The organism is Undibacterium sp. RuTC16W (assembly GCF_049339445.1).
GTDB lineage: Bacteria > Pseudomonadota > Gammaproteobacteria > Burkholderiales > Burkholderiaceae_D > Undibacterium.
In genome coordinates this window covers 272,374-287,276 of record NZ_JBMPPE010000002.1, presented here as the reverse complement: position 1 = coordinate 287,276, position 14,903 = coordinate 272,374, and the positions used below count along the sequence as shown (strand labels likewise).

The 14,903-nt window shown below is 49.8% G+C and carries 9 protein-coding genes; 8 read left to right on the top strand and 1 reads right to left on the bottom strand.

Translation table 11 applies throughout. The features are described 5' to 3' along the window. The first annotated feature begins 207 nt into the window (after nt 1-207). The 8 genes from ACO0K4_RS05740 (at nt 208) to ACO0K4_RS05705 (ending at nt 13,585) form a co-directional block, all read left to right on the top strand. Nucleotides 208-1,662, top strand: coding sequence for an NAD(P)-dependent oxidoreductase (locus tag ACO0K4_RS05740; RefSeq protein WP_422955664.1), 1,455 nt, complete (start codon nt 208-210; stop codon nt 1,660-1,662). After that, nucleotides 1,662-2,945: an NAD-dependent dihydropyrimidine dehydrogenase subunit PreA gene (gene preA, locus ACO0K4_RS05735; protein ID WP_422955663.1), complete on the top strand. Its 1,284-nt coding sequence runs from the start codon at nt 1,662-1,664 to the stop codon at nt 2,943-2,945. Before ACO0K4_RS05740 ends, preA begins: the two co-directional genes overlap by 1 nt. A gap of 123 nt (nt 2,946-3,068) precedes the next feature. After that, entirely contained in the window at nt 3,069-4,550 is a 1,482-nt protein-coding gene (locus ACO0K4_RS05730) for an NCS1 family nucleobase:cation symporter-1 (RefSeq protein ID WP_422955662.1), read from the top strand. Nucleotides 4,551-4,607: 57 nt separating this feature from the next. Then, the gene (hydA, locus tag ACO0K4_RS05725; RefSeq protein WP_422955661.1) at nt 4,608-6,047 is read left to right on the top strand and encodes a dihydropyrimidinase; all 1,440 of its coding nucleotides are present in this window, start codon (nt 4,608-4,610) and stop codon (nt 6,045-6,047) included. An 83-nt stretch (nt 6,048-6,130) separates the two neighbouring features. Beyond that, on the top strand, nt 6,131-7,375 hold the full coding sequence (locus ACO0K4_RS05720; protein WP_422955660.1) for a Zn-dependent hydrolase: 1,245 nt from the start codon (nt 6,131-6,133) through the stop codon (nt 7,373-7,375). Nucleotides 7,376-7,603: 228 nt separating this feature from the next. Then, nucleotides 7,604-10,423, top strand: a complete 2,820-nt coding sequence (locus ACO0K4_RS05715; RefSeq protein WP_422955659.1) for a M16 family metallopeptidase — start codon at nt 7,604-7,606, stop codon at nt 10,421-10,423. A gap of 282 nt (nt 10,424-10,705) precedes the next feature. Then, complete coding sequence (locus ACO0K4_RS05710; protein WP_422955658.1) at nt 10,706-11,980, top strand: amidohydrolase family protein; 1,275 nt, start codon at nt 10,706-10,708, stop codon at nt 11,978-11,980. Between the two features lie 153 nt (nt 11,981-12,133). Next, nucleotides 12,134-13,585 (top strand): DUF4139 domain-containing protein, encoded by a 1,452-nt coding sequence (locus ACO0K4_RS05705; protein WP_422955657.1) that lies wholly within the window; start codon nt 12,134-12,136, stop codon nt 13,583-13,585. A 470-nt stretch (nt 13,586-14,055) separates the two neighbouring features. Here ACO0K4_RS05705 and ACO0K4_RS05700 read toward each other — a convergent pair whose 3' ends face one another. Then, nucleotides 14,056-14,814, bottom strand: a complete 759-nt coding sequence (locus ACO0K4_RS05700) for an SDR family NAD(P)-dependent oxidoreductase (RefSeq protein WP_422955656.1) — start codon at nt 14,812-14,814, stop codon at nt 14,056-14,058. Nucleotides 14,815-14,903: the final 89 nt, after the last annotated feature.

The window sequence follows — 14,903 nt, the reverse complement described above, 5'->3', positions numbered from 1 at the left end:
ATCAGAAATGTGCCAAATAGCAGCGTAAAAGTGGTAATTTTTGTTTTTACCAAGTGGTAAATATTGGCACGGGGTTTGCTAGCTGTTTCAGGCAATACCGAATGGGTGCCAGCAGCATTGTTAGTCGTCACAGATACTCAAAATAGCCACGGATAGCGGAATGAGAATGTCCGCTGTTTTCCCAGTCAAGATAATAAGTAGGAATGCATGATGATTGAATCTTCCTCTCCGCTGACACAGTGTTCGCCATTGTCTCAGCTAGTACATCTCACTCAGCCAGATGCCGCTAACGAAGTACTCGCGGCGCGCTTTACCGACCTGGCTCCCGCCCTGACCATGCGTCAGGCACTGATAGAAAGCCAGCGTTGTCTCTATTGTTACGATGCGCCTTGTACCCGTATTTGCCCATCCGATATTGATGTTGCCAGTTTTATCCGCAATATCGCCAATGAGAATATCAATGGCGCTGCCAAGACTATTCTGCAAGAGAATATTCTGGGTGGCAGTTGCTCTCGTGTCTGTCCGACCGAAATCCTGTGTGAACAAGCTTGCGTGCGCAATCACGATGCTGAAGCCCAGCCAGTCAAGATCGGGCTGTTGCAGCGCCATGCGATTGATCATATGGATTTTCAATCTCATCCATTTCAGCGCGCTGCCGCGACTGGACGTACAGTCGCGGTGGTTGGTGCGGGACCGGCGGGTTTGTCCTGCGCGCATCGTCTGGCGATGCTGGGCAACGACGTCGTTATTTTTGAATCCCACGCGAAACCGGGTGGCCTGAACGAATACGGCATTGCTAAATACAAGCTGACTGAGGATTTTGCTCAGCGTGAAGTACAGTTTTTGCTTGAAATAGGTGGCATCACGATTCAATACGGCCATACCTTGGGCAGTAATTTACAGCTCAGCGATTTACGCGAAAAATATGATGCCGTGTTTCTCGGTATCGGTCTTGGCGCTAGCCGTCAGCTGGGCCTGACAGGAGAAGATGCCCCCGGCTTGCTGGCAGCAGTCGATTACATTGCCGAATTGCGTCAGGCTGATGATCTGAGTAAATTACCGCTCCCTTCAACATGTCTTGTGATCGGCGCAGGGAATACCGCCATTGATATGGCGGTACAGATCGCCAAACTTGGCGCGGAGGATGTCACCGTAGTGTACCGCCGCGGTACAGAGGCGATGTCAGCAACCGGACATGAGCAGGAGATCGCTAAAGCACACCAGGTCAGACTAAAAACCTGGGCTCAGCCTCAGCAGGTATTGCTGGACGATGCCGGTAAGGTACGTGGTATGCGATTTGAGAAAACACGTATGGAAGGCAGTCGCCTGATCGGTACCGGTGAGACATTTGAGTTGCCTGCACAGGCGATTTTCAAAGCCATCGGTCAGTCTCTGGATGCAGCCTCACTCAGTGATCCCCTAGCCCATGATTTATCAAAAGACGGCGATAAAATTGCGGTCGATGATCAGTTCCGTACCTCACTCTCCGGCGTCTATGCGGGAGGCGATTGCGTGGCTCCCGGGCAGGATCTGACGGTACAGGCAGTTCAGCACGGCAAGCTTGCTGCTGCAGCGATTCATCAGAACCTGTTGTCTGCAACATTGTCCACAACATCGCCCGCTCCATCATCCAGCTCAACGACAAAAAGGGAGGTTGCATAATGGCCGATCTCAGCATCAATTTCGCCGGTATCAAAGCACCGAATCCATTCTGGCTCGCGTCCGCACCACCGACTGACAAAGCCTACAACGTGATCCGCGCCTTTGAAGCCGGTTGGGGCGGCGTGGTCTGGAAAACTCTGGGTGAAGATCCTGCACCCGTGAATGTGTCTTCACGCTATTCCGCGCATTTTGGTAAAAATCGTGAAGTCATCGGTTTTAATAATATTGAGCTGATCACCGACCGCAGTCTGGAGATTAATCTGCGTGAAATCACTCAGGTAAAAAAAGACTGGCCGGATCGCGCCATGATCGTCTCCATGATGTATCCATGCGAGGAAGCAATCTGGAAAGCCGTATTGCCACTGGTAGAAGCGACCGGTGCAGACGCGATTGAACTGAATTTCGGTTGTCCGCACGGCATGCCAGAACGCGGTATGGGGGCGGCGGTAGGGCAGGTGCCGGAATATGTAGAAATGGTCACGCGCTGGTGCAAGCAATATTGTTCTTTGCCAGTGATCGTCAAGCTCACTCCCAATATCACTGATGTCCGTATGCCTGCACGCGCTGCGCATAAGGGGGGCGCCGATGCAGTCTCACTGATTAACACCATCAACTCGATTACCTCGATTGACCTCGATAGCATGGTAGCGCGTCCTATCGTCGGCGGTAAGAGCACACACGGTGGCTATTGCGGTTCTGCCGTGAAGCCGATTGCTTTAAATATGGTGGCAGAAATCGCTCGTGATCCTGCGACGCAGGGCTTACCGATTTCCGGTATTGGCGGCATCGGCAACTGGCGCGACGCGGCGGAATTCATTGCTCTCGGCGCAGGTTCAGTACAGGTGTGTACAGCAGCGATGTTGCATGGTTTTCGTATCGTTGACGACATGAAAGATGGCTTGTCGCGCTGGATGGATGAAAAAGGGTATGCCACGATTGAGGATTTTCGTGGCAAGGCGGTTGCTAACACGACCGACTGGAAATATCTGAATATGAACTTCAAATCCATCGCACAGATCAACCAGGATAATTGTATTCAATGTGGCCGTTGCTACATCGCCTGCGAAGACACATCGCATCAATCGATCGCTCAGCTGATTGCAGAAAATGGCCAACGCAAATACGAAGTGATTAAAGAAGAATGTGTAGGCTGCAACCTCTGTCAAATCACGTGCCCGGTTGAAAACTGTATTACGATGGTCGCAGAAGACACTGGCAAACCGTATATGAACTGGACCCAGGATCCGCGTAATCCGCGAGCAGAAAATTTGATCAAAGCATAAAAGTGCCGCCATCAATCTACGGATTGCGCTCGATCCAGAGCGCAATCCTTTTGCATTCATAGCTAGAGCAGGCAGGACAGGTAGCACAGGCAGCACAGATAAACCACCGAAGGAGAGGCAAACGTGAACAAATCAGCGGCAAGCAGCGAACTCTGGAACGAAGATCTGGCACCGACCAGCGAGGCGCAGCGCACCTGGCGCTGGTATCATTTCGCGGCTCTGTGGGTAGGTATGGTGATGTGCATTCCTGCCTATACTCTGGCGGCAAGTCTGATTGAGGGAGGTATGTCTGCATCGCAAGCCGTGGTGACGGTTTTCCTTGCGAATGCGATCGTGCTGCTGCCGATGCTGTTGATTGGTCATGCTGGTACTAAATACGGTATTCCCTATGCTGTACTGGCGCGTAGCTCCTTCGGCACCAAAGGCGCACGCCTGCCAGCCTTGATGCGGGCGATTGTTGCCTGTGGCTGGTACGGTATCCAGACCTGGTTTGGCGGCATGATGATTTATACGCTGGCAGGTGTATTGCTCGGGCATCCTCTCGGCGGCGATAAGATTGCCGGTCTTGGCATCAATGGCGCACAGTTCGCCTGCTTCCTTGGTTTCTGGGCGATCCAGTTCTGGTACATCTTTCATGGCATGGATGCCATCCGCAAATTAGAAACCTATACGGCACCCTTAAAAATCGTGATCTGTTTTGTCTTGCTGGGCTGGGTATATAACAAGGCGGGCGGCTTTGGCCCTATCCTTGATCAGCCATCGCAGTTTATCGAGGGTGGGAAAAAAGCAGGGCAGTTCTGGACAACATTCTGGCCCTCATTGACAGCAATGATCGGTTTCTGGGCGACACTGGCATTGAATATCCCTGACTTCACACGCTTTGCTAAATCACAGCGCGATCAGGTGCTGGGACAAAGTGTCGGTTTGCCGGTACCCATGGGTTTGCTGGCGATGCTGGCAGTGATCGTGACTTCGGCAACCGTGGTGTTATATGGCAAGGCGATCTGGGATCCGGTCGATCTGGCGAGCCGCATGACAGGTGTGGCGGTGCTGATTGCGTTGCTGATTTTGCTGATCGATACCGTCAGCGTAAATCTGGCTGCGAACCTGGTCGGACCGGCCTATGATTTTTCTGCGCTCAGTCCGAAACTGATCAGCTATAAAACCGGTGGATACATTACGGCGTTTATCGCGATTGCGATGATGCCGTGGAAGATACTGGAATCAACACAGGGATATATTTTTACCTGGCTGATTGGCTATTCCGCTCTGCTGGGGCCGATTGCCGGCATCCTGATTATTGATTATTACTTCATCCGTAAAACCACGCTCGACGTTGATCAGCTGTATCAGGAGAATGGCAAATATTCTTATGGTAATGGCTGGAATATAGCGGCGATCGCTGCTTTCGTCATCGGTGTGGTACCTAATATTCCAGGTTTCTTGAACGCGGCTTTCCCGACCTCATTCCCTGATACGTCCGACCTGTTTAAAACAATCTACACCTATGCCTGGTTTGTCGGCCTGGTGTTGTCGGGTGTCGTGTACCTGGTCATGATGAAGGGCAAACCAGATCAAGTGCCGGTCGTTCCGCAACCGCAATAAAGCACTGCTATTGATTGAAGCATCGTTACGCTATTTCAGAACCATCAGGAGACAAATATGAGCATATTAATACGCGGCGGTACCGTCGTGAATGCAGACCGTGAATTCAAGGCAGACGTCTTGTGTGCTGATGGAAAAATCGTCGCTATCGGCGAGAATTTACGTGCGCCTGCCGGTGCTCGGGTTGTCGATGCTGGCGGACAATATGTCATGCCAGGCGGGATCGATCCGCACACGCATATGAATCTGCCTTTTATGGGCACGGTCACGGCAGATGATTTCTTTACCGGCACTGCTGCTGGTCTGGCCGGCGGCACGACAACCATTATTGATTTTGTGATCCCGAATCCACAGCAATCGCTGATGGAGGCCTATCAGACATGGCGCGGCTGGGCGAAAAAATCAGCCGGCGACTATAGCTTTCATGTAGCCGTGACATGGTGGGACGATAGCGTGCATGCCGATATGGGAACGCTGGTACGTGACTACGGCGTGAATAGTTTCAAGCATTTTATGGCCTACAAAAACGCCATCATGGCCGATGATGAGGTCCTGGTAAAAAGCTTCAAGCGAGCTTTGGAGTTAGGCGCAATGCCCACAGTACATGCTGAAAACGGCGAGCTGGTTTTTTTACTTCAGCAAGAGTTACTGAAAAAAGGGTTCACCGGTCCCGAGGCGCATCCGCTATCACGTCCGCCTATGGTCGAGGGCGAGGCGGCGAATCGCGCGATTGCCATTGCAAATGTCCTGAACACGCCCATCTACATCGTCCATGTGTCTTGCATCGAATCACTGGAAGCGATTACCCGTGCCCGCAGTAAAGGCCAGCGCGTATTTGGTGAAGTATTGGCCGGGCATCTGACGATTGACGATAGCGTCTATCGTCACCCCGATTTTGAGTTTGCTGCCGGTCATGTGATGAGTCCGCCGTTTCGGTCCAAAGAACACCAGGCCGCATTGTGGCAAGGGCTGCAAGGCGGCAACTTGCATACGACAGCGACTGATCATTGCACCTTTTGCGACAGCCAAAAAGCGGCAGGTAAAAATGACTTTACCAAGATCCCGAATGGCTGTGGCGGTGTAGAAGATCGCATGGCGGTCATCTGGGATGCCGGCGTCAACAGCGGCAAACTGACACCTTCTGAATTCGTTAAGGTGACATCAACCAATGCGGCGCAGATTTTTAATATCTACCCGCGTAAAGGCGTGGTTGCGGTTGGTGCTGATGCCGATATCGTCGTCTGGGATCCACAGGGTTCAAGGACGATTTCGGCCAAGACACAATTTGCGAAAGGCGGCTTTAATGTATTTGAAGGACGTACCGTGCGCGGCATTCCTAGCCATACAGTCAGCGGCGGCAAGCTGGTATTTAAACAAGGTGAATTATTCGCGGTAGAAGGTGCGGGACAACATGTGGACAGGCCGGCGTTCTCCCCGATGTTTGATGCCCTCGGACGTATGGCGCAGCATGCTGCACCGATTGCTGTGCAGCGCTAATACTTGGTATTCAGACAGTAAGTACTGCCGTAAAAACAAGCTTCAAAACTAAGCTCTAATCAGAGTAAAGAAAAGGAATAAGTATGAATACGGATGGCGTAAGAATTAACGGTGATCGTCTGTGGAACTCGCTGATGGAACTGGCGCAGATCGGTGCCACCACTAAAGGCGGCGTGAAGCGCCTCGCTCTGACGGACCTCGACAAACAAGGCCGTGATCTGGTGACTGGCTGGGCCAGACAGGCAGGCATGTCGGTTACCGTGGACAAGATCGGTAACGTATTTATGCGCCGCGATGGAACGAACAATACCTTGCCACCGATTGTTTCTGGGAGTCATATTGACACCCAGCCAACCGGCGGCAAGTTCGATGGCAATTACGGTGTGCTAGCTGCGCTGGAAGTGGTGCGTACACTGAATGATCATCAGATCAAAACGGAAGCACCGATTGAGGTCGCATTCTGGACTAATGAGGAGGGCTCGCGCTTCGTTCCTGTGATGATGGGTTCCGGAGTGTTCTGCGGCGCGTTTTCGCTAGAGCATGCGTATGCGGCTAAGGATGTCGATGGCAAGACTGTTAAAGATGAGCTTGAACGGATTGGTTACCTAGGTAAGCAGACACCCGGTGATCATCCCATTGGTGCGTATTTTGAGACCCACATCGAACAAGGCCCGGTACTCGAAGATGCCGACAAAGTGATCGGTGTTGTTCCTGCTGTAATGGGCTTGTCCTGGTATGACTGCGTCGTTACCGGCATGGAGGCACATGCAGGACCGACGCCAATGCATCTGCGTAAAGACGCTCTGCAAATCGCCACTAAAATCATGCAGGAAGTAGTCAATATCGGTAATCGTTATCCTCCTTACGGACGTGGCACAGTCGGCATGGTGCAGGTTTTTCCGAATAGCCGTAATGTGATTCCCGGGGAAGTCAAATTCAGTATCGATTTACGCAACGTTAATGACGTCTTGCTCAATACCATGCATGAAGAAATCCTGGCATTTGTCGACAAGACGGCGAGCGACAGCGGCCTGAATATCGTGATTGAAAGAGTGTCCTACTATCCGCCCTGCCCATTCCATCCCCACTGTGTTGACGCGGTACGCAGTGCTACAGCCAAACTCGGCTATTCGACGATGGATGTCGTATCGGGAGCAGGGCACGATGCGATTTATACAGCGCGTTTGGCACCGTCCGGTATGATTTTTGTCCCATGCAAAGACGGGATCAGCCACAACGAAATTGAAGACGCAAAGTCAGAGCATCTTGAGGCGGGTTGTAACGTTCTGCTGCTGGCGATGCTGGAGCGGGCTAAAGTCGTCGCGTAATCCTGTTGCGTGAAGAGTAATGAGTAATGAGTAATGAGTGCTTAGCTCCAGCACTCAGGCTCGCTATGTATGCAGATTCAAATCCTGATCCTGGTTGACTGTCGAGCCGCTAATGCGAGTGTCAACCTGGTCGGAAACAGTAATTAGTTTGTTCTACTTGCTACTAAAGCACGCATCTCACAAGCATTGTTATTGTATTATTGCTACTCTTTCTTTTGATTTGAGCAGATGATGATCACAACAACGATGCAGCGCGTATTTTCCTCCGTGTTTCTGCTTGCACTAAGCTGGTCCGTACAAGCGGCGATCACTCTGTCTGACCCAGTCCCTGTCGGGCCGCAAGTGAAAATCGGTAAACTCGCTAACGGCTTGACCTACTACATCCAAAAAAATACCAAACCCGAACAGCGTGTCGAGCTCAGGCTTGTTGTCAAAGCTGGTTCTATTTTAGAAGACGACGATCAGCAAGGTCTTGCCCACTTCACCGAGCACATGGCGTTTAATGGTTCTCGCCATTTTAAAAAACATGAACTGATTTCTTATTTGCAGTCCATTGGTGTGAAATTTGGTGCGGATCTGAATGCCTATACCGGTTTTGACGAGACGGTATATATCTTGCCGATCCCGACAGATAAAAAAGATAATTTAGAAACGGGATTCCTGGTCCTGGAGGACTGGGCGCAAGGTGTCTCGATGAATGACGCTGATATCGACAAAGAGCGCGACATTATTCTGGAAGAAGCACGTCTTGGCAAAGGCGCGACTGATCGCATGAATAAACTTATATTGCCGGAGGTATTTAACGGGTCAAAATATGCTGAGCGTTTGCCGATTGGTAAAGAAGACATCATCAAAAATTTTAAATATGAGGCCATCAGACGGTTCTATGCTGACTGGTATCGTCCTGATTTAATGGCAGTTGTTGTGATCGGTGATGTTGATCCTGTTCAGGCTGAAAAAATGATCGTCGCACATTTTTCAGGCTTACAAAATCCGGCGAAAGAGCGTGTCCGCGACTATGCCAGAATTCCCGATCGTCCAGAATCAAAAAGCCTGGTGGTCACGGATAAAGAGGCGACCAATAATGTCGTACTGATTCGCTACCCTGTCCGCACATCCGCTCAGGAAAAGACCATGGCGGATTATCGTCAGAACATGATAAAAAGACTTGTCGCTAATATGATGGCGCAGCGTTTGCAAGAATTGACACTGCAGGCAACGCCGCCGTTTTTGGGGGCGTCGAACTCACTGGGCATGATCGTCCGCGGCTATGAGTCATATTCTTCCTACGCCGTGCTGGGACGCGGTGGGGTTGAGCCGGCGATCCGTGCAGTGGTTCAAGAAAATGAAAAGGCGCGTCAATATGGTTTTAGTACGGAGGAGCTGGAACGCGCAAAAAAAATGCAGTTACGCAATGTAGAAAGTGCCTATAACGAGCGTGATAAAACCAATTCCGTTACCTATGCTTCTGAATATATTCGTCATTTCCTGATGCAGGAAACCATCCCCGGCATCGTCAATGAATTCGCTTATTTCAATGAACTTTTACCCGGAATTAATCTGGCTGAGATGAACGATTATGTGCGCCGTTCTATTCCCGTCGCAACACAAAAATTAGTGGTGTACATGGGCTCGGATAAGACAGAAGTACCTGCGCCAACAGAGAGCACATTACTGCAACTGGTCAATGCCGCAGAAAAAATGCCCGTCGTGATGAACGAACAAAAAAAGGTCGCAGCTAGTCTGATGGAGCGTCCTGTAAAACCGGGTAGCATCGTCTCAGAAAAAATAAATAAAGAACTCGATCTTCTTGAGCTTGAATTATCAAATGGCGTAAAGGTGATTCTCAAGACCACCGATTTTAAAAACGATCAGGTCCTGATCAGTGCCACCCGTTTCGGAGGTCAGTCTCTGTATGGTGACAAGGATAATTACAATGCCCGCTACGCTAATGCGGTTGTATGGAATATGGGATTAAAGACGTTTTCACCGACGGATGTTCCTAAGGTGCTGGCAGGAAAATCAGCCAATTTGCAGACCAGCAGCGGTTTTTATACCGAGAGCTTTAGCGGTAATGCGGGCACCGCCGATGTAGAAGCCTTATTCCAGTTACTGTATTTAAGAATGACAAGTCCCCGTAAAGATGAGGAATTATTTAAAGCATTCGTCAGTAAAAGTCAGGACGCCACAAAAAATACCATGGCCAATCCTGAATCGATATTTAATGACGCGCTGATCTCGACTCTCTTTAACGACCATCCTCGTCTGGTGCGTACAGCAAAGCCAGAGGACTTTAGTAAAATCGATCTCGACAGGTCAATGGCGATTTTTAATGAACGATTTAGCAGCGCAAAAGGATTAACCTTTATCATCGTTGGCAGCTTCGATACCGATAAAATGAAACCGCTGATTACTAGCTATCTGGCAAATTTGCCGACTCCTGAGCTCGCGATTAAATACAAGGATCTGGGATTGCATGCAGTATCAGGCGTCATCAAAAAAGAGGTGAGAGTCGGCAGCGAGCAAAAGAGCCGGGTTTCTATTACGTTTAACGGCGATGCTCGTTATTCTAAAGAAGAAAATTTACGTTTCCACGCAATGATTGAAGTCATGAATCTGCGTATTACCGATATTCTGCGCGAAAAAATGGCCTTGATTTATGGTGGCAGTATGAGTGGCGGCCTTAGTCGTACACCGACGCAAACTTATCGCATCGGTGTCATGCTGCCATGCGGCCCTGACAACGTAGATAAAGTGATCGCGGCGATGTTTGCCGAGATTGAAAAAATGAAAATAGAAGGACCATTGCCATCCGATCTCAATAAGGTTAAACAGAACTGGCTTAAAGAGCGTCAGACCCAGATGCGCACTAATGGATACTGGTTGGGCAATTTGCAAGACTCAGTGTTATACGGAACCGACATGGCGGAGATGCTGAGTTACGAAAAACGACTCGATGACGTCACCGTCTATGATGTAAAAGAAGCAGCCAAGCTCTACTTTAATACGAACAATTATGTGCAACTCGTGATGTATCCTGAGAAGTAAGTAATACAGTCGTGCACTGATTCGTATAGTGATTAGTTCAGTGATACGGCGAAGTGAGCGATGTAAGCAATGTAAACAAAAAATGACTATCGCTTATTTTGCTGAGGTGTCGTAATAGAGCAGTGTGCAGAATGGATTGCGCTCTGCTCTTTTTTTGTTGGTATGGGTCTGGAAGAAAAAATGAATCTCTTACATCCTGCGATTAGCATGGTGCATTAATTACTGCATGCAGCATCGTCTTTATCTTTATTCACATTTTCACTTTACATCACAGGAACATCCATGGATCTGATCATACGACATGCCAGTTTGCCAGATGGTCGCCGCGATATTGATATCGCTGTACAGGGCGGACGCATTATTGCTGTCGATCACGCGCTTCCTATGCAAGCCAGCCAAGAGATTGATGCTGCCGGTGACCTGGTCTCTCCTCCCTTTGTTGATGCACATTTTCATATGGATGCAACGCTGAGTTACGGGCAGCCGCGCGTTAATCAGTCAGGCACTTTGCTGGAAGGCATTGCTCTGTGGGGAGAACTCAAGCCTTTACTCACACAAGATGCCTTGGTTGAGCGGGCGATGCAGTATTGCGATTGGGCGGTGGGTCGCGGCTTGCTCGCGATCCGTTCACATGTCGATATTTGTGATGATCGCTTACTGGCAGTCGAGGCTTTGCTAGAAGTAAAAAAACGTGTGGCACCGTATATTGATCTGCAATTGGTCGCTTTTCCACAAGATGGTATTTTTCGTAGTGCAACGGCATTCGGTAATTTACAGCGCGCTATGGCGATGGGTGTTGATGTGGTCGGAGGAATTCCGCACTTCGAGCGCACCATGGCGGACGGCGCAGAATCGGTCAGGTTGTTATGTGAGTTCGCCGCGCAAAAGGGCTATCGTGTCGATATGCACTGTGACGAATCCGATGATCCCATGTCGCGCCATATCGAGACACTCGCCTTTCACACCCAGCGACTGGGCATGCAGGGCAGGGTCACTGGCTCGCATCTGACATCCATGCATTCAATGGACAACTACTATGTCAGTAAATTATTGCCGCTGATCCGCGAAGCCGGTGTATCTGCAATCGCCAATCCGCTCATCAATATCACATTACAAGGCCGTCACGACAGCTACCCTAAGCGCCGTGGCATGACCCGTGTGGCTGAGATGTTGGCATCGGGGATCACCGTTGCTTTTGGTCAGGATTGTACGATGGATCCCTGGTACAGCCTGGGATCAGGAGACATGCTGGAAGTCGCCCACATGGGGCTGCATGTCGCACAAATGACTGGACAGCAGGCAATGCAGCAATGCTACGCAGCGGTGACGGAGATGCCGGCACAAATTCTGGGCCTGGATAATTACGGTATCTACGCAGGCGCCAACGCCGACCTCGTGATTCTCGATGCAGGCAGCACCATCGAAGCCATCCGCCTGCGCGCGGCGCGCCGCTTCGTGATACGGCGCGGCAAGGTGATCAGCCAGAGTCCTGCCGCGTCAGCAAGTTTGAGTTTGTCAGGACGACCTGCATTAGCCGATTTCCGACTTCGGTCATAAATGCTTACAACAAGGAGTCCGGCATATGTGAACTTTGCTCAATATTCTGCTTCTAATTTTCTATCTTGTAATAACGTGATGTTGCATCATCTCACTACGCCACGTTGTTTTGATCGTTCCCTCATTCATCCTAGTTACCAAGAGAGGCTTCTCATGCGCAGATCTATTTCAGCCAGTTTATTACTACTCTCCATTGCCGGAGGTGCTTATGCGCAAGCTGTGCAAAACGATGAGCAGCGCAGCACCTTGAGTGATCAGCAGGAAGTTGCTGTGACGATTTATAACGAGAACCTCGCGCTGATAAAAGATCAGCGGAAGTTGCAATTGAAGCGCGGTGCATCGGCGCTTGCTTTTCGCGATGTCAGCGCCAGAATGCGGCCAGAGACGGCTTTGTTACGGAGCATGACAGCACCGGGTAGTTTGTCTGTCGTTGAACAGAATTTTAATTTTGATTTGCTGACACCACAAAAACTGTTGGAAAAATATGTGGGCCGTAACGTCAGCATCATTCGCACCAACACCGCAACCGGAGCGGAGACGACCGAGTCGGCACAAGTATTGTCCGCCAATAGCGGCGTAGTATTAAAGATAGGCGACCGCATAGAAACTGGTTTGCCTGGCCGCATTATTTACCCGGATGTTCCTGCAAATTTACGTGATCGCCCTACCCTTGTGATGGTACTAGATAACAATGGCGCGCAGCAACAAGATGTCGAACTCAGTTACCTGACGGGCGGTTTGTCATGGAAGGCTGACTATGTTGTCGAATTGAATGCCACTGACGATAAACTCGATATTTCTGGCTGGGTCACACTGGGTAATACCAGCGGAGCGACATATCGTAATGCCAAGCTGCAACTGGTGGCTGGTGACGTGCATCAGGTCACGCAAAGAGTTGAGATTACTGGCAGTTCTATAAAAAGAATGGATAGCCTGCAACCGATGATGGCAAAGGCGGCTATGGCCGAAGAGTCTTTGTTTGAATATCATTTATACACACTCGACAGACCAACCACGATTGCAGAAAATCAGACCAAGCAGGTGGCGTTGCTGACGTCAGCAGGCGTCCCGGCACGCAAAGAACTTCTATTGACTGGCAATGACTATTATTACCAGAGCAGTTACGGTGATCTTGGTCAAAAAATGAAGATAGGTGTCTTTGTCGAATTCGACAATAAAGAGGCATCTCAATTGGGTATGCCTTTGCCCAAAGGTGTCGTGCGCGTCTACAAAAAAGATGGAAAAGGCAACGCGCAGTTCATTGGTGAAGACAGTATCGATCACACACCGAAAAATGAAAAAGTCCGCCTTAAACTGGGTGATGCTTTTGACGTGACCGCGGATAAAAAACAGACTGACTTCAAAAAACTGGCAGGCTCCGGCAAGTACAACTATGTATTTGAAAGCGCTTATGAGCTGGTATTGAAAAATGCCAAAAAAGAAGCCGTTGTCGTGACTGTGCAAGAACCCATGCCAGGAGATTGGCAAGTGCTGAACAGCAGTCATCCGTTCACCAAAAGTGCCAGCAACACGGCAGTATGGAAAATCACTGTGCCAGCCGAGGGGAATGCCAAGCTGACTTATCGCAGCTTGGTGAAGTATTGAGTTGATTTGAGTGGACTGCTTCGACTTGGAATTGCGTCGCTATGGCCAGATTTTTAACGACGTGATGCAATCGATTTCCGGTTTTTTGTCGTTACCAAATGTTATTACTAAAAGGGCGCTTCTAAAAACAGCCAAATTAGAAAATTACATCGATATAAGTGACGCAAAAACCTAAGACCTCTTACCACAGAGGCACTGAGACACAAGGAAAAGGCAGGAGTCGCAGGATAGGATTAGCAGATGTCAGTGGTCCCATCGAATATCGATTCAAGGTTGTTAGAAGTTCTTAAAATAGAATCCGCAAGCTGCATGCGGCTTTCAAAGGCATTTCAGGCCAGAAGGCGCATCTTGCTTGCGGATTCGTTTTAAAAAATGATCTACTAATTACCGCATTACCGCATTACCGCATTACCGCATTACCGCATTACCGCATTACCGCATTACCGCATTTCGACATCAGTCTTACCCCATCACAAGAACATTCCGCCGGATGCTTCGACGCGTTGTGCGTTGATCCAGCCGCTGCCATCCGACAACAAGGATGCGATCACTCCGCCGATATCATCCGGCAAACCGACGCGCCCTAATGCTGTCTGGCCCGCGATAAATTGATTCAGTTGCTGGTTGTCTCTGACAGCGCCGCCGCCAAAGTCCGTCTCAATTGCACCTGGGGCGATGACATTCACGGAGATGCCGCGTGGTCCGAGTTCTTTCGCCAGATATTTTGTCAGGACTTCGATCGCGCCTTTCATTGACGCATAGGCGACATAGCCAGGCAAGGCAAAGCGGGTCAGGCCAGTTGAGACATTCAAAATACGACCATGATCTGCGATCAGTGGTAGCAAGGCCTGCGTCAGGAAAAACACGCCCTTGAACTGAATATTCACCAACTGATCAAACTGCGCTTCACTGGTCTCGGCAAACGTCGCATAAATACCGATACCCGCGTTGTTCACCAAAAAATCAAAATGCTGACGCTGCCAGGTCTGGTTCAATGCCGCGTGTACCTGATTGCTGAACTCGTCGAAGCTGCTTACCTTGCCAACATCGAGTTGCAGTGCAACCGCTTTACGGCCCAGCGCTTCGATCTCGGCAACGACGGCCAGTGCATCTGATTGCTTGCTTTGATAGGTCAGAATGATATCGACGCCTTGGGCCGCGAGTTTCAGTGCGGCGTTCTTGCCCAGACCACGACTACCACCGGTAATGATTGCGATTTTTTGAGTCATTTTGCTGCTCCTGGTTAATGTGTATTGAGTGTGTATTACCCAAACTGTTTGGGGTGGAGGCAGTGTATAACTTGATTTAAGTGGTATAA